Genomic DNA, 16,081 nt, shown 5'->3' with positions numbered 1-16,081 from the left:
CGCAAGCGCGTCATGTCCTAAGCGGCGGCCATGACCACGCCGCTTCGCATCGCCGTTCTGGGCGCCTCGGGCTACACCGGGGCCGATCTCGTCCGTCTCGCGCTGACGCATCCGCGTATTGAGATCGCGGCGCTGTCGGCGAACGCCAAGGCGGGGCAGACGATGGCGCAGGTGTGGCCGCACTTCGCCGCCTATCCGTCGCTGCCGAAGCTGTGCAAGGCCGACGAGATCGACTTTACCGGCATCGACGTGGTGTTCGGCTGCCTGCCGCACGCCGCGTCGGCCGAGCTGCTCAGCCAGATCGAGGGGCCGAAGATTGTCGACCTGTCCGCCGACTTCCGGCTGAAGGACGCCGCGACTTACGCCGACTGGTACGGCAACGCCCACCCGGCGCCGCAGCTTCTGCCGGAGGCGGTCTATGGCCTGACCGAATTCGCGCGCGACACGCTGCCCACGGCGCGCATTGCCGCCTGCCCAGGCTGCTACCCGACCGCCGCGCTGCTGGCGCTGTTGCCGCTGGTCGAGCGCGGGCTGATCTCGCCCGACCGCATCACCATCAACGCGCTGTCGGGCGTGTCCGGCGCCGGCCGCAGCGTCAAGGAAGCCAATCTCTTCCCCGAGGTTGCGGAAGCCGTGCATCCCTATGGCATCGGCAAGCACCGCCACATGCCCGAGATGGAGCAAGAGCTCAGCTCACGCGCCGGCCGCGAGGTGATCATCAGCTTCACCCCGCATCTGGTCCCGATGAACCGCGGCGAGCTGGCGACGATCGTCGTCGACCTCGCCGACGACCGCACTGCCGCCGACCTGCGCGCCGCCTTCGACGCGCGCTATGCCGGTGAGCCGTTCGTCCACCTGCTGCCCGAAGGTGTCGCCCCGGCAACGCGGATGGTGCGCGGGTCGAACCATGTCGTGCTCAACGTCTTTGCCGACCGGGTACCCGGCCGCGCGCTGGTGATCGTCGCCATCGACAACCTCGTGAAGGGATCGTCGGGCCAGGCGATCCAGAACATGAACCTGATGTTCGGCCTGCCCGAGACGATGGGGCTCGAGGCCGCGCCGCTTTTCCCGTGACGCAGTATGTCGCGCTGATCCGCGGCATCAACGTCGGCGCGACGCGCAAGCTGCCGATGGCCGAGCTGCGCGCCGCCCTGACCGACGCAGGGTTCGAGGGCGTGAAAACCTATATCCAGAGCGGCAATGTCGTCTTGTCTTCTCCGAAGCCGGCAGCGGAGGTGTGCGCGAAGCTGGAAAAGCTGATCCACGACCAGTTCAAGCTCGACGTGCCCGTCGCCGTGCGCACCGCTGCCGAGTGGAAGAAATATGCCTCGGGCAGCCCCTTCCCGGTCATGGAGACCGAACGGCCGAAGCTGCTCCACCTCTGTTTGACGATAAAGCCGCCCGCCGCCGACGCCGTCGAGAAGATCGAGGCAAAGGCGCTGGCGCATGAGCGGGTCGCGATCAAGCATGGCGAGCTGTGGATCGACTTCGGCGAGAGCGTCGGCAATTCGAAGCTGAGCCCCGCCGTGCTCGACAAGGCCGCCGGCTCGCCGCTCACCGCGCGCAACTGGAACACCGTGCTGGCGGTCGCCGCCCTGCTGGAGGACGAATGATCGAGACCGAGCGCCTGCTGGTCCGCCCGTGGCAGGACAGCGACCGCGCGCCCTTCGCCGAGATGGGGCAGGACCCCGAGGTGATGGCCACCCTCGGCCCGCTGATGTCGCGCGCCGAGGTCGACGCGGCCGTCGACCGGCTGATGGCGCATCAGGCGAAGCACGGCTTCTGCTTCTGGGCGCTGGAGCGGAAGGCGGACGGCATGTTCCTCGGCTTCTGCGGGTTGAAAGCCGAAGCCGCCGCGCCGCACCTCGCGGGCGAGCTGGAAACCGGCTGGCGCCTGCGCCGTGACGCCTGGGGTGGCGGCTATGCACGCGAGGCTGCGGAGGCCTCGCTCGGCTGGGCGTTAGCGAACACCAGCTACAAGCGCGTTATCGCCATCACCACGCCGGGCAACGTCCGCTCGTGGGGGCTGATGGAGCGGCTGGGCATGCACCGCCTCGCCGATGGCGACTTCGACCATCCATCGGTCCCCGACGGCGACCCGCTGAAGCCGCACATCACCTACGCGATCGATCGGCCACGCTGACATGCCCGTGCACAGCTTCAACGGCATCACGCCGACCGTCGCCGACGATGCCTTCATCGCCCCCGGCGCGCAGGTGATCGGCCGCGTTACGCTCGGGGCGGGATCGAGCATCTGGTACAATTGCGTGCTGCGCGGCGACGTGCAGGAGATCGTCGTCGGCGAGCGCACCAACATCCAGGACGGCACAATCGTCCATGTCACCAGCCACACCCACGGCACCTACATCGGCAACGGTTGCCTGATCGGCCATCTGGCGATGGTCCATGGCTGCACGATGGAGGATCATGCCTTCGTCGGCCTCGGCTCGATCGTCATGGACGCCTGCGTGATCGAGACCGACGGCATGCTCGCCGCCGGCGCCCTGCTCACCCCCGGCAAGCGCATCGGCCGCGGTCAGCTCTGGACCGGCCGCCCGGCCGTCCACATCCGCGACCTCAAGCCGGAAGAGATCGAGCGCAACCGCGCTGGCTGCGCCGGCTATGTCGAGAATGCGCGGCTGCACAAGCTGGGTGTCGGGGGATGACGACGCGCACCGCCTCCTGCGCCTGCGGCCAGCTTCAGGTCACCGCCACCGGCGAGCCCTACGGCGTGTCGATGTGCCATTGCACCGCCTGCCAGCGCCGCACCGGCTCGCCGTTCGGCGTCGGCGCCTATTTCAAGATGGCGCAGCTCGTCATCGACGGCGAGTTCCGCAACTGGGAGCGGCGCGGTACCTCGGGCGGGCGCCTGACCAATCATTTCTGCGGCACCTGCGGGTCGACGGTGTTCTGGACGACCGACTTCCATCCCGACGGCGCGGGCATCGGCACCGGCAGCTTCGCCGACCCGCAGTTCGGAACCCCGCTGCGCTCGGTTTGGGAAGCGCACCGGCATGACTGGATCGAGCCGCCGGCCATCGACCGTTTCGTCGAGGCCAGCAGCGGGCCGCGCGTCGCCGATTAAGCGAACAGCGCCAACGTTCCGGCAATCGCCGCGGCCGCCACGCCCACGGTGAAGGCCACGCCGATGACCTGCGTCGAGCGGTCCTCGTGTGGCAGATGCGGTTCGCGATGTCCGTCAGTCGACTTGGGCTTGCGGGTCAGCATGACCTCTCTCCCTGTGCAGTGTCGAGGGCGGGATCATACACCTTTTGACACCACAAGCCGACCGTCGTTGCGCGGGCGAAACTAGCCGATCGGCGAATAGCCTAAGCCGTCGGCGCCCTGACCCGCCGGCAGATGGCGCAGTACCTTCCCCGTCGAAAGCTCGACCTCGGCAACCTGCGACTTGCCGGTCTCGGCGACATAAATGCGCTGGCCGTCGCTCGCGAACATGATCGTCACCTGCGCCGCGTCCTTGCCGCCGCTGACCGGCACCGTCCGCGTCACCTTGCGGCTGGCGACGTCGATCAGGGTTAGCGTGCCGTCGAAGAAGTTGGAGGTAACGGCGGTCTTGCCGTCGGGGCTGACCTGCAGGCGGATCGGCATGTCGCCGACCTTGACCGTAGCAAGTTTCGCCAGGGTCTTCGCGTCGAACACCATCACCGTATCCTCGGCGCGGTTGGCGACCCATAGTTCCTTGCCGTCGGGCGTCAGCGACAGGCCTTCCGGCTCCTCGCCGGCCGACAGATCGCTGATCTTGGTGCGCTTTACCAGGTCGAGCGCCGAGATGTTGCGCGAGCCGAGGTTGGTGACGAACGCCCGGCTCTCGTCGGCGGTGACGGTCACCATGTGCGACCCCTTCGCCCCGGTGGCGATGCTGTCGACCTTGCCGCTCACCGGATCGACGAGGCTCAGGGTCGAGCTGCCCTCGGTGGTCGCGACGATGCCGCCGCTCTTCAGCCAGGCGATGCCGTGCGGGCGCAAATTGGTGCCGAGGTCGATCGCCTTCAGATGCTTCGCCGCCGCCACGTCGTAGAAGTCGATCTGCTTGGCGCCATAAGCGACCACCGCCGCGGTGTTGCCATCGGGCGAGATCGCGATCTCGTGCGGCATCGGCCCGGTCGGCAGCCGCGCGCGCTCCTTGCCTGTCGCCAGGTCGATGAAGCTGACCGTGTTCTCCGCCTTGTTGCCGATCAGCAGGGTGGCGGCGCTGGCCGGCAGGGCGGTGGAAAGCGCAAGGGCGAGCGCGAGCAGGCGCATGAGGGGGCCTTTCGGTGATTCTGAGGTGGATCGCATAGCACCAGCTTTCAAACGCCACGTCACGCCTCATCTTGTATAGTTATAACTAGACTTATCGGCATTTACTTCTTAGGCGGGATTCGATGCGCCCCGCCCCCCTGCTCGCCGCCCTGCTGTTCACCGCCGCGCCCACTTCGGCTGCCCCCTGGGTCGAGGCCGGGTCGGAGCAATTGCGCCAGGACGTCGACCGCCTCGCCGCCGCCGGCGCGATCCGCGGGCCGATCAACGCTTGGCCATTGCCGGCCGCGCAGCTCTGCAAGATCGGCGAGGTCGATGCCGCGCTGGCCGATGCCGCGCGCCGCATCGCCGCCGCCTGCGCCGCCGACGGCCCGCGCCTCACCTCTTATGTGACCAGCGAGCCCGCGCTGATCCGCGGTTTCGGCACCACCGCGCGCGGCGAAGGCGACATCGCCGCCTCGGCCAGCAAGGACTTCGGCCGCATCAACCTGCGCTTCGGCGCCGGGATGCGCGACGGCAAGGCGCACCTCGAACCCACCCTGCTGACGCTCGATTACGGGGGCTGGGCCATCTACGGCGGCTTCGTCGACCATTGGTGGGGGCCAGGGCGCGAGAATGCGCTGCTGCTGTCGACCAACGCCCGCCCGACCCCGCAGATCGGCTTCCGCCGCACCGCGCCAGCGCCGATCGACCTGCCCGTCCTTCGCGCCCTCGGCCCGGTCAGCGTCGAGGTGTTCGCCGGGCTGCTGACCGGCGACCGTCGCGACTACAAGAACACCGCGCTGGTCGCGATGCGCGCCGCCTTCGCGCCGGCGCCGGGGCTCGAGATCGGGCTCAACCGCGCGCTGCAGCTCTGCGGGCAGAACCGGCCGTGCGACCTCAACATGCTGGCGGATGCGATCATCGCCTTCGGCGACCGCGACAACAGCGGGACGCCCAACGAGCCCGGCAACCAGTTGGCGGGCGGCGACGTCAGCTACCGCACGATGATCGGCCCGGTCGCCGCGCAGGTCTACGCCGAGATCGAGGGCGAAGATGAGAACAACGTCATCGTCGAGCAATTCGGCCGCGTCGCCGGCTTCGCGCTGACCGGGCCGGCGGGCGAGGATGGCGCCAGCTGGAGCCTGCACGGCGAGGCCGCCGATACGCTCGCCACCAAATTGTTCGGCGGCGGCAAGCGCTACCCCGGCTCCTTCTACAACCACAGCATCTACACCGACGGCTACCGCTATCGCGGACGGTCGCTCGGCAGCAGCCTCGACGGTGACGGCCGCATGTGGGCGCTCGCCGGCAGCTACACCGACGCCGACGATCGCCGGGTCTACGCGACCTGGCGCAAGGTCGAACTCAACCGCAGTGGGACCGCGCGCAACCCGATCACCTTGGTGCCTGCCGAATTCCACTTGCTGACAGCTGGCGTCGAACTCCCCGCCGCGACCGGGCGCCTGCGGCTGGAAGGTCGCCTCGCCGACCGCGACGCAGGAGCGAGACCGCTGGTGCCGGGCGCCGCCGTAGAGCTGTCCTTCACCCTCGCCCGCTAGCGCAGCCGCGCCTTGTAACGCACCTCGCCGGCCGCCCCCGGCTCGATGATGCCGGGAATCTTCCAGCGCATATGCTTGACGTCGCCGCGCACCGCGGCGCGGGTGCTGCCGTCGCGGTTGCGCGCGACGAGCTGTTCGAGCGGCGCGAAATTGGTGCCGTCGGTGGAATAGAGCGGCGCGCCGGTCTCCTCGCCGATGAACTCGGCGGTCGGCGCGACGCCATGGTTGATCGTGTAGTTGATGATCCGCTGGTCGCTGGTGTTGCGATAGGTCAGCACATAGACGACGCCGTCGCCGCGGAAGGCCTGCGTCGCCGGCTTCGGCTGGCCGCTGACCCGATCGATCACCGTGACGCTGTTGCCGAGCACGATCTGTGCGGCGGCGGGGGCCGCCACGAGGGCCATGAGCGCCACGGCGCCGGGAATGATCTTCGACATGACCGCTGAACGCACTGCCGCTGCCGGATGATCCGGTACCGTAGTGTTACGCGCCGCCGGACGCCTGTCGCACCGGTAACCTACGGTATTGCTGGCCCCCGGAGGAAGGTGCCTAGTCGGTTCGGGCATCGCGTTTCTTCGCTTGCGGCCTACATCCCCGGAGACCCCCGACGGATGGCTGCAGGCACCCCCTTCGCCTTGTCCCGCCTCCTATCTGGGGCCGCGAACCCTCCGGTTCGGGGCCCCATATTTTTTGCGCGCACAGGCGAACCCGCGGCGGGACACTGCCCGCCGCGTGGTTCACTGGAGATGTTTGGTAAAGCTGGTCGGGGCGATCTGCATCTGACCAAGTCAATCGATGCGACCTAGCTGTATCATTACGCGCTTGAAGAACCCCGGCGGCTTCGGCCACGGGTCGTTGCGCCACTGCTCTGCCATTTGGGCGAACTCACAGTAGATGCGCTGATTCCCTTCCTTGTTTCGCAGGTTCGTAATGAAACTGCGCAGAAGGTCATAGTCTTTGATGTATGCAGCGTTTAGCCAGCGCCGATAGACGCGAACGTCGATTGCGCCCTCTCGAATCGAAATCGCGATTAGTTCATTGAAATTGAGCAAAATTCGCAGGGCGCCGCTTTTATCGGCGTCTGGAGCCTTCTGCCGTCCTAGAGCGCCGAAATCCTCGCCGGCATTAATCATCTCGCGAAATGCACGCCGAGCGCCAAGATAGTCGTTATCACTCTCAGCGCGAAGGATTAGATCAAGTGTCGCCTTACGAAGCGCGGTCCGCTTGCTGGACTTAATAAGTATGAACGCCGCGACCGCAGATAGCACTACGGCCCCGTTCGCGAAAACGGAGCCGTAGGTGATCCAAAATTGGACAATGGCGGTCAGGTTTAAACTCCGCCCCAGCCTTCTTTACGCATGGTCAACTCCTATCCCCCGATTGCTGTCTACGGTTCCGAAGTTCCGAAGTTCCACGGAACATTTGTTACGCAACGAGCTTGACCAGAATATGGCAGTGGGATTTGCCCCACGCAATGCTGGTAATTCGCCGCATACGAAGGTATGTCTCCGCATTGGTAAAGACGGTCTTTAAAGCCCACCCTTCCGCCAACCGATCGTGCGACTGACGCGCCGGTGTCGATCCGACGGTTGGCCAGCCTTGCCAAGGCATAACCGCCTTAAGCGCGTGATAAGTAGGTTTGCTACGCTTCGAACGTATCTCAAGCGAGTGAAGATAACTTCATTCGCGATTTCAAGCGTGTCCCGCTGTTAAGAAACTGGAGATTTCCGGAAAAGCTGGTCGGGGCGACAGGATTCGAACCTGCGACCCCCAGACCCCCAGTCTGATGCGCTACCAGGCTGCGCTACGCCCCGACCTAGCGGGTGCGTTTAGGCGGCTTGCCTGCGGAGCGCAAGCGGGGACGCGCTCACCACATCGTGGCGGCGGCGCGGCCGGGCCATTCGCGGTCATACCCCTCGCCGCCGACCTCGCCGGCGGTCAGCGCCGCGAGGATCTGCCCCGGTGTCGGCAGCGACTTCGGATCGACATGCCGCGCCGGATTCCACAGCTCCGATCGCACGATGGCGCGGGCGCACTGGAAATAGGCGGTCTCGACCTCGATCAGGATCACGGTGCGCGGCGCATGGTCCTCGACCGCAAAGCTCGCCAGCAGCTCCGCGTCCGCCGACAGGGTTGCGCGGCCGTTGACGCGGAAGGTCGTGCCCGATCCGGGGATGAGGAACAGCAGCGCCACGCGCGGGTCGCGGACGATGTTGCGCAAGCTGTCGATGCGGTTGTTACCGCGCCGGTCGGGCATCGCCAGCGTGCGTTCATCAAGGATGCGCACGAAGCCCGGCTTGTCGCCGCGCGGGCTGCAGTCGAGCCCTTCGGGGCCGCTGGTCGCCAGTGCTACGAACGGCGACGCCTTGATCAGCCGGGCATAGTCGGGCGTGATCCGCGCGACCTCCTTCACCGTCGAGGCCGCCACCGGCTTTGCCGAATAGATCGCCTCGAGCTCGTCGATCGTCGCGATGATGGTCATGGACGCATCATCGCGCGCCGATCATCAGCCTTCCAGCGCCTTTTTCAGCAAGTCGTTGACCACCGCCGGATTGGCCTTGCCGCCCGTCGCGCGCATCATCTGGCCGACGAAGAAACCGAACAGCTTGTCCTTGCCCGATCGGTACTCGGCGACCTTGTCGGCGTTCGCGGCCAGCAGCTCGGTGATCGCCGTCTCGATGGCGCCGGTGTCGCTGACCTGCTTCAGCCCGCGCTCCTCGACGATGACGCCCGCGTCCTGGCCGGTCTCCAGCATGATCGCGAACACGTCCTTGGCGAGGCGGCCCGACAAGGTGCCGTCGGCGATCAGCGCCAGCAGCTCGGCGCCCTGCGCCGCCGAGATCGGGCTCGACGCCATCGCGCGGTCGCCGCTCTTAAGCGCGGCGAACAGGTCGGAGATCACCCAGTTCGACGCCGCACGCGCGACCTCGCTCTCGGGCTTGCCCTGCCGCTTGGCGCTCTCGGCGAGCAGCGCCTCGAAATAATCGGCGGTTTCCTTCTCCGTCGTCAGCACGCCGGCGTTGTACGGCGTGATGCCGAGGTCGCTCTCGTAGCGTGTGCGCTTGGCGTCGGGCAGCTCGGGGAGGCTCGCCTCGCACTCGGCGACGAACGCCTCGGTCAGTTCGAGCGGCAGCAGATCGGGATCGGGGAAGTAGCGATAGTCGTGCGCCTCTTCCTTCGACCGCATCGACCGCGTCTCGCCCTTGTCGGGGTCGAACAACCGCGTCTCCTGCGTGATCGTGCCGCCGCCCTCGATCACCTCGATCTGGCGCCGCGCCTCATATTCGATCGCCGCCATGACGAAGCGCACCGAATTGACGTTCTTGATCTCGCAGCGCGTGCCGAGCGGGTCGCCGGGCTTGCGCACCGAGACGTTCACGTCGGCGCGCATGGAGCCTTCCTCCATGTTGCCGTCGCACGAGCCGACGTAGCGGAGGATCGAGCGCAGCTTGCGCACATAGGCGCCGGCTTCTTCCGGCGAGCGCATGTCGGGCTTCGACACGATCTCCATCAGCGCCACGCCCGACCGGTTGAGGTCGACGTGGCTCTTCGACGGGCTCTGGTCGTGCATCGACTTGCCCGCATCCTGCTCGATGTGGATGCGCTCGATACCGACGGTCTGCGTGCCGCCGTCCTCCAGCTCGACCACCAGCTCGCCCTCGCCGACGATCGGGTACTGGAACTGGCTGATCTGATATCCCTGCGGCAGATCGGCGTAGAAGTAGTTTTTGCGGTCAAAGCGCGACCAGCGGTTGATCTGCGCGCCGAGCGCGAGACCGGTGCGCACCGCTTGGCGGACGCACTCGCCGTTGATGACGGGCAGCATGCCGGGCATCGCCGCATCGACGAAGCTCACCTGCGAATTGGGCTCGGCACCGAATTCGGTGGAGGCGCCCGAGAACAGCTTGGCGTTGGAGACGACCTGGGCATGGACCTCGAGGCCGAGAACGACCTCCCACTCGCCGGTGTCGCCCTTGATGCGGAACGGAGTCATGTCAGCCATCTCTACCACCACCGCGCCGGCCTGGCCGTGAAGTTCGCCGCCTTCTCGATCGCATAGCCGGCGTTCAGCACGCCCTGCTCGTCGAGCGACTTGCCGATCAGCTGCAGCCCGAGCGGCAGGCCGTCCACATCGACGCCCGCCGGCACCGACATCGCCGGTAGCCCCGCGAGCGACGACGGCACGGTGAAGACGTCGTTCAGATACATCGCGATCGGATCGTCCGATTTCGACCCGAAGGCGAACGCCGCTGACGGCGCGGTCGGCGCCAGCAGCACGTCGCACTTCGCCCAGGCCTCGTCGAAGTCGCGGGCGATCAGCGCGCGCACCTTCTGCGCCTTGATGTAATAGGCGTCATAATAGCCCGCCGACAGCACATAGGTGCCGATCATGATGCGGCGCTTCACCTCCGGGCCGAAGCCGGCGGCGCGCGTCGCCTCGTACATCTCGGCGAGCGAACCGCCCTGCGGGGTTTCGCGCAGGCCGTAGCGGACGCCGTCATAGCGCGCGAGGTTCGATGAGGCTTCCGCCGGCGCCACGATATAATAGGTCGGCAGCGCGTAATGGGTGTGCGGCAGCGACACGTCGACGATCTCGGCACCCGCCTCGCGCAACCAGCCGATGCCCTGCTGCCACAGCGCCTCGATCTCCTCCGGCATGCCGTCGAGCCGATATTCCTTCGGGATGCCGACCTTCTTGCCGCGCAGGTCGCCCGACAGTGCCGCTTCGAAATCGGGGACCGCCACGTCGAGCGAGGTCGAGTCCTTCGGGTCGAAGCCGCACATCGACTTCAGCAGGATCGCGCAGTCGCGCACGTCGCGCGCCATCGGTCCCGCCTGGTCGAGCGACGAGGCGAAGGCGACGGTGCCCCAGCGCGAGCAGCGCCCGTAGGTCGGCTTGATGCCGGCGATGCCCGTGAAGGCCGCGGGCTGGCGGATCGAGCCGCCGGTGTCGGTGCCGGTCGCGCCGGCGCACAGCCGCGCCGCGACCGCCGACGACGAACCGCCCGACGAGCCGCCGGGGACGAGCTGCGCATCGCCCGCGCCGCGCCACGGCGAGATCACGTTGCCATAGGCGCTGGTCTCGTTCGACGATCCCATCGCGAACTGGTCGAGGTTCAGCTTGCCGAGCATTCCGGCGCCGTCGCCGAACAGCTTCGCGGTGATCGTGCTCTCATACTGGGGCACGAAACCTTCAAGGATCTTCGACGCCGCGGTCGTCTGCACGCCCTCGGTGCAGAACAGATCCTTGATGCCGAGCGGGATGCCCGACAGCGGCTTCGCCTCGCCCTTCGTCAGCGCCGCGTCGGCGGCGTCGGCCGCCTTCAGTGCATGCTCGGGCGTCTCGACGAGAAACGCGTTGAGCGGCCGTGCCGCCTCGACGGCCTCGATATGCGCGGTCGCCAGCTCCTTCGCGGAGAAGGACCTGGCGCGCAGCCCGTCGCGCATCTGCGCCAGCGTGAAATCGGTGAGGTTGCTCGTCATCATCTACCTGATCGTCATCCCCGCGAAGGCGGGGACCCAGTCCATCAAACCACAAAGTCCCGTTCGAACAAGTCGACCCAGTCCGGATTTTGTCGCTCGATGAGATCGAGCTTCCAGAGCCGCTTCCACTTCTTCATCGCCTTCTCGCGCGCGATGGCGTCCTCTATCCGCTCGAAGCTCTCGATGTAAACGAGCCGCTTCACCGCATATCGCCGCGTGAACCCTTCGACCAACCCTTCGCGATGCTCGCCGACTCGCCGGGCCAGGTCGTTGGTGACACCGATGTAGAGCGTGCCGTTGCGTTCGCTCGCGAGGATATAAACGTACCCGCCGTAATTCCTCGCCATCCAGCACCCCCAATCGTCATCCCCGCGAAGGCGGGGACCCAGTCCACCCGAAAAGAACATGCCAGCTCTCGCTGGCGCCTTTCAATCGGGCTGGGTCCCCGCCTTCGCGGGGATGACGATGGTGCGTTATTCGATCACCTTCGGCACGGCGAAGAAGCCGAACTCGCCCTGCGGCGCGTTGGCCAGCACCTTGTCGGGATAGCCGCCATCGGTGACGACATCCTCGCGCCAGCGCAGATTGTTGGGGATGACGGCGGTCATCGGCTCGACCCCGTCGGTGTTCACCTCGCCCAGTTGCTCGATCCAGCTGAGAATCCCGTTCAGCTCGCGCTCCAGCGGCGCGACCTCATGATCCTGAAGCTTGATGCGCGCCAGATGCGCGATCCGTTTGACGGTGGCGGCGTCGACCGACATTCGATTTCCCCGAGTTGGAAGGCCGGGCGATTAGCATGCTGCGTCGCAGCGCGGCAAGCAGAGCGATTAGCTGGCTCCTGTTCTACATTTGCATCTGTTTCTCTTGCGTATCAAAATCCTCCGATGCGTGGCCTCCTCAAAGGTTTGCTCACCTGCCTCTCGCTTGCTCTCGGTGGCTTACTGCTTCTGGGATTGTTGCTGAATTTCGCGTGCGTGTCGCGCGACGAGGTATCACATCTCACATCGCCAGACGGCGCAGTCGAAGCAACACTCATAGAAACGAACGGCGGCGCGACCACGTCGTTCGGTTATGAGGTGCGGCTACGCCGGGCGGACAGTTGGTTCGGTTCCTCCACGCAGGTCGCTTACTTCTATGGCGCGGTGCGCAGCGAATGCGCTTACGGCGTCAATATGCGTTGGACTGGACCGACAACATTGCAGCTAGAATACCTCAGGGCTTACAGCGCCGATGTGGACGACAAGTCCCGCGTGGGAGGTAAGCGAATTACCATCGCCGCGCGGAGCGGAGTCGCGGACCCGAGCGCGGCGTGTGGTGGCATGGAATATAACCGGCTAGGGCGCCCGTACGGCTAAGCATCCCGTGTCCAACTAAGCGCAGAAATTTGCCTTTATTTTAACCGCACTTCCCAGCCCCCGGCCCGCGCACCACCCGCCCCGGCTTGGCGTTGGTATGCTCGCCGTCCTTCAGTACCTGCACGCCGTTGACGAACACGTCGCGCATGCCGGTCGAATAGTGGCGGGTGCTCTGGAAGGTGGAGTGGTCGGACACCGTTGCCGGGTCGAACACCACCACATCGGCGAAATGGCCCGCCTTCAGGGAGCCGCGATCCTTGATGCCGAGGTTTTCCGCCGGAAAGGCGCTCAGCCGCCGGATGGCGTCGGGCAGGGTCGCGGCCTTTTCCTCGCGGACGTACTTCCCGAGCACGCGGGCGAAGTTGCCGAAGGCGCGCGGGTGGTTGTTGTACTGGGTGAACACGCCGGTGGTGGCGGGGGCTTCCTCATCGGAGCCGAAGCTCATCCACGGTAACCCCACCTGCCGCCGGACATTGGCCTCGTCCATCAGGAAATAGGCGGTGCCGACCCGGCTGCCGTCCTCGATGACGAGGTCGATCGCGGTGTCTTCGGGCGAGGTGCCGCGCTCCTTCGCCACCTCGGCGAGCGTCTTCCCCGTATATTTCTTCAGCGCCGGGTTCTTGAAGGCGATCAGGATCACTTTCTCGGGCGAGCCGGCCTGAACCATGAGGTTCTCCCACTCCTGCCCCGGCTTGCGCATCTCGGCGACCACCTTCGCGCGCGTTGCCGGGTCCTTCAGTCGCTCGATCCACTTCTCCAGCCCGCCGTCCTGCACCCAGAGCGGCATCGAAGCGTCGAGGCCGGTCGCGCCGGCGGTGTAGGTGTACATGTCGGCGGTGACGCGCACGCCCGCGGCGCGCGCCTTCTCGACCTGCGCGATCACCTTGTCGAGCTTGCCCCAATTGTCCTTGCCGGCGAGCTTCAGGTGATAGATTTCCGCCGGTGCCTTCGACGCGCGGGCGATGGTGATCAGCTCGTCGATCGCCTTTTCGATATGGTCGCCCTCGTTGCGCATATGGCTGATGTACATGCCGCCACACTTGCCGGCCTCCTGCATCAGCGCGATCAGCTCGGGCGTTTCGGCGTAGAAGGCGGGCGCGTAGATTAGCGACGAGCCGACGCCCATCGCGCCCTCGTTCATCGCCTGCCGCACCAGCGCGCGCATCTTCGTCAGTTGCTCGGGCGTCGGGTCGATATCGCGCTCGCCAAGTTCGTGCACGCGCACCGTCGTCGCGCCGACGAACGAAGCGATGTTCGGCGACACGCCCTTCTTGGCGAGGAAGTCGAGATATTCGCCGAGCGTCGTCCACTGGACGTCATATTTGATGTCGCCCTGCCGCTGCGGCGCCACCGCCTTCATCGCCGGCGACAGCGGCCCCATCGACCAGCCTTCGCCCATCACCTCGAGCGTCACGCCCTGCCGGATATCGGCCTGCGCGTTGCCATCCTCGATCAGCGATTCCGTCGCCCAGCTCAGCATGTTGATGAAGCCCGGCGCCACTGCGAGGCCCTTGGCGTCGACCTCGCGCTTTCCCTTCGCGCTGCCGCCGACCTTGACGATCCGGTCTCCGTCGATCGCCACGTCGCCGACATAGGGTGCGCCGCCCGAGCCATCGTAGATGGTGCCGCCCTTGATGACGAGGTCGTGCGTCCCCTGTGCTGTCGCCGCGCCCGCCATCAGCGCGATCGCCGCGCAGCCCGCCAGAATCCGCCCCGTCATCCTGCTCTCCCTCTCCCGTCGGGGGCATGCTATGCCCCGCGCACAAGCGGAGGCAAGCATGGCGGCACGTCGGTTCCTGTGGGTGATTGCGATCATCATCATGTTGGTGATCGCGGGGGCGTTCATCTACCGGATTTTCGGGCTGCAGATCATGCGCCTGTCGATGGTGCCGAGCGTGACCTTCGCCGAGAGTAAGCCGGCGCCGGCGCCCGATTACGCCAGCACCGGCGGCTGGCTGGCGCATCCGAAGCTCGCCACCGATCCGGCGCGCTGGGCGCCCGAGGGCTATCAGGCCGCACCGAAGCCCGGTGCCTACCTCTTCTATGTGACGCCGACCGCCTATCTCGACCGCGCGAGCTGGAACGCCCCGGCCGACGATGAGAAAACCAACGAGCGCCTCGCCGTCTACCTGCAGACGCAGGCCAGCGTGTTCAACGGCATCGCGCAGGTGTGGGCGCCGCGCTACCGCGAGGCGACCTTCGGCGCCTTCCTCACCGACAAGAAGGACGGCCAGGCCGCCATCGACTTCGCCTATGCCGACGTGCTGCGCGCCTTCGACGCGTTTGTCGCGGCGGTGCCGGCGGATCGCCCGATCCTCCTCGCCGGCCACAGCCAGGGCTCGCTGCACCTGCTGCGCCTGCTGCGCGAGCGCGTCGCCGGCCAGCCGATCGCCGGCCGCATCGTTGCCGCCTATATCGCCGGCTGGCCGGTCTCGACCACCGCCGACATCCCCGCGCTCGGCCTCCCCGCCTGTGCTGAGGAGGGGCAGCCCGGCTGCCTGCTGAGCTGGCAGAGCTTCGCCGAGCCCGCCGAGACCGAGCAGGTGGTCGAGGTCTATGACGCCGTCCCCGGCTTCACCGGCGCCACCCGCAAGGGCACGCCGATGGTCTGCACCAACCCGCTCACCGGGCGCGGCGGCGACGCGCCCGCCGACGCCAACATGGGCGCGCTGATTCCCGAGAGCGACATGCCGAAGGCGAAGCTGGCCCCTGGCCGCGTGCCCGCCCGTTGCGACGCGCAGGGCTTCCTGCTGATCGGCGAGCCACCGGCCGACTTCGACGGCTACGTCCTCCCCGGCAACAACTATCATGTCTACGACTACATGATGTTCTGGGCGAACCTCCGCGCCGATGCCGAGGCGCGGCTGAGCGGCTGGCTGGCGGCGCGCGAGCCGGCCGCCGCGACGGAAGAGTGATCACCACCGAGACGACGGTCTTTCGCGAGGCGCTGTCGATCGGCGGCCGCCTCGCCGGGCTCGACGTCGGCACCAAGACTATCGGCCTTGCGCTCTGCGACGCCGGCTGGTCCTTCGCCTCGCCCGCCGAGACGATCCGGCGAACCAAGTTCACCGCCGACCTCGAAATCCTCAAGCGCTTCGTCGCCAAGGAAGGCGTGAAAGGCCTCGTCATCGGCCTGCCGCTCAGCATGGACGGCAGCGACAGCCCGCGCACCCAGTCGACCCGCGCCTTTTCGCGCAACGTCGATGCGCCGCTCGGTCTGCCCATCCTGCTGTGGGACGAGCGCTGGTCGACGCAGGCTGTCGAGCGCGCGATGATCGACGCCGACCTCAGCCGCGCCCGCCGCGCCGACCTCGTCGACAAGCTCGCCGCCGCGCATATCCTGCAAGGCGCGATCGACGCGCTGGCGTATCTGCCGCGTTAAGCCCTCTCCCCGCTGGGGAGAGGGTTGGGTGAGGGGTGCGAGCGGAGCGAGCCTCTGGC

The 16,081-nt window shown here is 66.8% G+C and carries 19 protein-coding genes and 1 tRNA gene; 9 read left to right on the top strand and 11 right to left on the bottom strand.

All coding sequences use genetic code 11. The annotated features are described in order from the left end of the window. Positions 1 to 30: 30 nt before the first annotated feature. From argC to ACFOMD_RS11285, 5 genes are read left to right on the top strand one after another with little or no spacing between them, the layout of a single operon-like run. Positions 31 to 1,074, top strand: coding sequence for an N-acetyl-gamma-glutamyl-phosphate reductase (gene argC / locus ACFOMD_RS11305; protein ID WP_380861383.1), 1,044 nt, complete (start codon positions 31 to 33; stop codon positions 1,072 to 1,074). Further along, positions 1,071 to 1,613, top strand: coding sequence for a DUF1697 domain-containing protein (locus tag ACFOMD_RS11300; protein ID WP_380861381.1), 543 nt, complete (start codon positions 1,071 to 1,073; stop codon positions 1,611 to 1,613). Before argC ends, ACFOMD_RS11300 begins: the two co-directional genes overlap by 4 nt. Beyond that, the gene (locus ACFOMD_RS11295) at positions 1,610 to 2,143 is read left to right on the top strand and encodes a GNAT family N-acetyltransferase (protein ID WP_380861379.1); all 534 of its coding nucleotides are present in this window, start codon (positions 1,610 to 1,612) and stop codon (positions 2,141 to 2,143) included. Before ACFOMD_RS11300 ends, ACFOMD_RS11295 begins: the two co-directional genes overlap by 4 nt. A gap of 1 nt (position 2,144) precedes the next feature. Further along, the gene (locus ACFOMD_RS11290; RefSeq protein WP_380861377.1) at positions 2,145 to 2,666 is read left to right on the top strand and encodes a gamma carbonic anhydrase family protein; all 522 of its coding nucleotides are present in this window, start codon (positions 2,145 to 2,147) and stop codon (positions 2,664 to 2,666) included. Beyond that, entirely contained in the window at positions 2,663 to 3,085 is a 423-nt protein-coding gene (locus ACFOMD_RS11285; RefSeq protein ID WP_380861375.1) for a GFA family protein, read from the top strand. Before ACFOMD_RS11290 ends, ACFOMD_RS11285 begins: the two co-directional genes overlap by 4 nt. Here the strand turns inward: ACFOMD_RS11285 and ACFOMD_RS11280 are convergent. Then, positions 3,082 to 3,228 carry a hypothetical protein gene (locus ACFOMD_RS11280; RefSeq protein WP_380861373.1) on the bottom strand — a complete coding sequence of 49 codons (147 nt, stop codon included), beginning with the start codon at positions 3,226 to 3,228 and terminating at the stop codon, positions 3,082 to 3,084. The genes ACFOMD_RS11285 and ACFOMD_RS11280 overlap by 4 nt on opposite strands. Before the next feature lie 81 nt (positions 3,229 to 3,309). Next, positions 3,310 to 4,263, bottom strand: a complete 954-nt coding sequence (locus tag ACFOMD_RS11275; protein ID WP_380861371.1) for a YncE family protein — start codon at positions 4,261 to 4,263, stop codon at positions 3,310 to 3,312. Between the two features lie 122 nt (positions 4,264 to 4,385). On the opposite strand from ACFOMD_RS11275, the gene ACFOMD_RS11270 reads away from it, so the two are divergent. Beyond that, on the top strand, positions 4,386 to 5,801 hold the full coding sequence (locus ACFOMD_RS11270) for a capsule assembly Wzi family protein (protein WP_380861369.1): 1,416 nt from the start codon (positions 4,386 to 4,388) through the stop codon (positions 5,799 to 5,801). Here ACFOMD_RS11270 and ACFOMD_RS11265 read toward each other — a convergent pair. From ACFOMD_RS11265 to gatC, 8 genes are all read right to left on the bottom strand, one after another. Beyond that, positions 5,798 to 6,238 (bottom strand): hypothetical protein, encoded by a 441-nt coding sequence (locus tag ACFOMD_RS11265; protein WP_380861367.1) that lies wholly within the window; start codon positions 6,236 to 6,238, stop codon positions 5,798 to 5,800. The genes ACFOMD_RS11270 and ACFOMD_RS11265 overlap by 4 nt on opposite strands. Positions 6,239 to 6,589: 351 nt before the next feature. Further along, positions 6,590 to 7,069: a DUF4760 domain-containing protein gene (locus ACFOMD_RS11260; protein ID WP_380861365.1), complete on the bottom strand. Its 480-nt coding sequence runs from the start codon at positions 7,067 to 7,069 to the stop codon at positions 6,590 to 6,592. Between the two features lie 469 nt (positions 7,070 to 7,538). Then, positions 7,539 to 7,615 (bottom strand) — tRNA-Pro (locus ACFOMD_RS11255). A 53-nt stretch (positions 7,616 to 7,668) separates the two neighbouring features. Continuing rightward, positions 7,669 to 8,283: a pyridoxamine 5'-phosphate oxidase family protein gene (locus ACFOMD_RS11250; protein ID WP_380861363.1), complete on the bottom strand. Its 615-nt coding sequence runs from the start codon at positions 8,281 to 8,283 to the stop codon at positions 7,669 to 7,671. 24 nt (positions 8,284 to 8,307) lie between these two features. Further along, on the bottom strand, positions 8,308 to 9,795 hold the full coding sequence (gene gatB, locus ACFOMD_RS11245) for an Asp-tRNA(Asn)/Glu-tRNA(Gln) amidotransferase subunit GatB (RefSeq protein WP_380861702.1): 1,488 nt from the start codon (positions 9,793 to 9,795) through the stop codon (positions 8,308 to 8,310). 11 nt (positions 9,796 to 9,806) lie between these two features. Beyond that, the gene (gene gatA, locus ACFOMD_RS11240) at positions 9,807 to 11,288 is read right to left on the bottom strand and encodes an Asp-tRNA(Asn)/Glu-tRNA(Gln) amidotransferase subunit GatA (protein WP_380861361.1); all 1,482 of its coding nucleotides are present in this window, start codon (positions 11,286 to 11,288) and stop codon (positions 9,807 to 9,809) included. A gap of 41 nt (positions 11,289 to 11,329) precedes the next feature. After that, entirely contained in the window at positions 11,330 to 11,632 is a 303-nt protein-coding gene (locus tag ACFOMD_RS11235; protein ID WP_380861700.1) for a GIY-YIG nuclease family protein, read from the bottom strand. Positions 11,633 to 11,758: 126 nt separating this feature from the next. Continuing rightward, positions 11,759 to 12,046: an Asp-tRNA(Asn)/Glu-tRNA(Gln) amidotransferase subunit GatC gene (gatC, locus tag ACFOMD_RS11230; RefSeq protein ID WP_380861359.1), complete on the bottom strand. Its 288-nt coding sequence runs from the start codon at positions 12,044 to 12,046 to the stop codon at positions 11,759 to 11,761. A 123-nt stretch (positions 12,047 to 12,169) separates the two neighbouring features. Here gatC and ACFOMD_RS11225 point away from each other — a divergent pair, with 123 nt between their 5' ends. Further along, on the top strand, positions 12,170 to 12,640 hold the full coding sequence (locus tag ACFOMD_RS11225) for a hypothetical protein (RefSeq protein WP_380861357.1): 471 nt from the start codon (positions 12,170 to 12,172) through the stop codon (positions 12,638 to 12,640). A 40-nt stretch (positions 12,641 to 12,680) separates the two neighbouring features. Here the strand turns inward: ACFOMD_RS11225 and ACFOMD_RS11220 are convergent, their stop codons facing one another. Next, positions 12,681 to 14,360, bottom strand: coding sequence for an N-acyl-D-amino-acid deacylase family protein (locus ACFOMD_RS11220; protein ID WP_380861355.1), 1,680 nt, complete (start codon positions 14,358 to 14,360; stop codon positions 12,681 to 12,683). A 58-nt stretch (positions 14,361 to 14,418) separates the two neighbouring features. On the opposite strand from ACFOMD_RS11220, the gene ACFOMD_RS11215 reads away from it, so the two are divergent. Then, complete coding sequence (locus ACFOMD_RS11215; protein WP_380861353.1) at positions 14,419 to 15,555, top strand: DUF3089 domain-containing protein; 1,137 nt, start codon at positions 14,419 to 14,421, stop codon at positions 15,553 to 15,555. Further along, on the top strand, positions 15,552 to 16,022 hold the full coding sequence (gene ruvX, locus ACFOMD_RS11210; protein ID WP_380861351.1) for a Holliday junction resolvase RuvX: 471 nt from the start codon (positions 15,552 to 15,554) through the stop codon (positions 16,020 to 16,022). Before ACFOMD_RS11215 ends, ruvX begins: the two co-directional genes overlap by 4 nt. Positions 16,023 to 16,081 lie beyond the last annotated feature (59 nt).

Source organism: Sphingoaurantiacus capsulatus (genome assembly GCF_042648405.1).
Taxonomy (GTDB): domain Bacteria; phylum Pseudomonadota; class Alphaproteobacteria; order Sphingomonadales; family Sphingomonadaceae; genus Sphingoaurantiacus; species Sphingoaurantiacus capsulatus.
The sequence above is the reverse complement of the archived record's forward strand: the minus strand, read 5'-3'. Positions and strand labels throughout refer to the sequence as shown.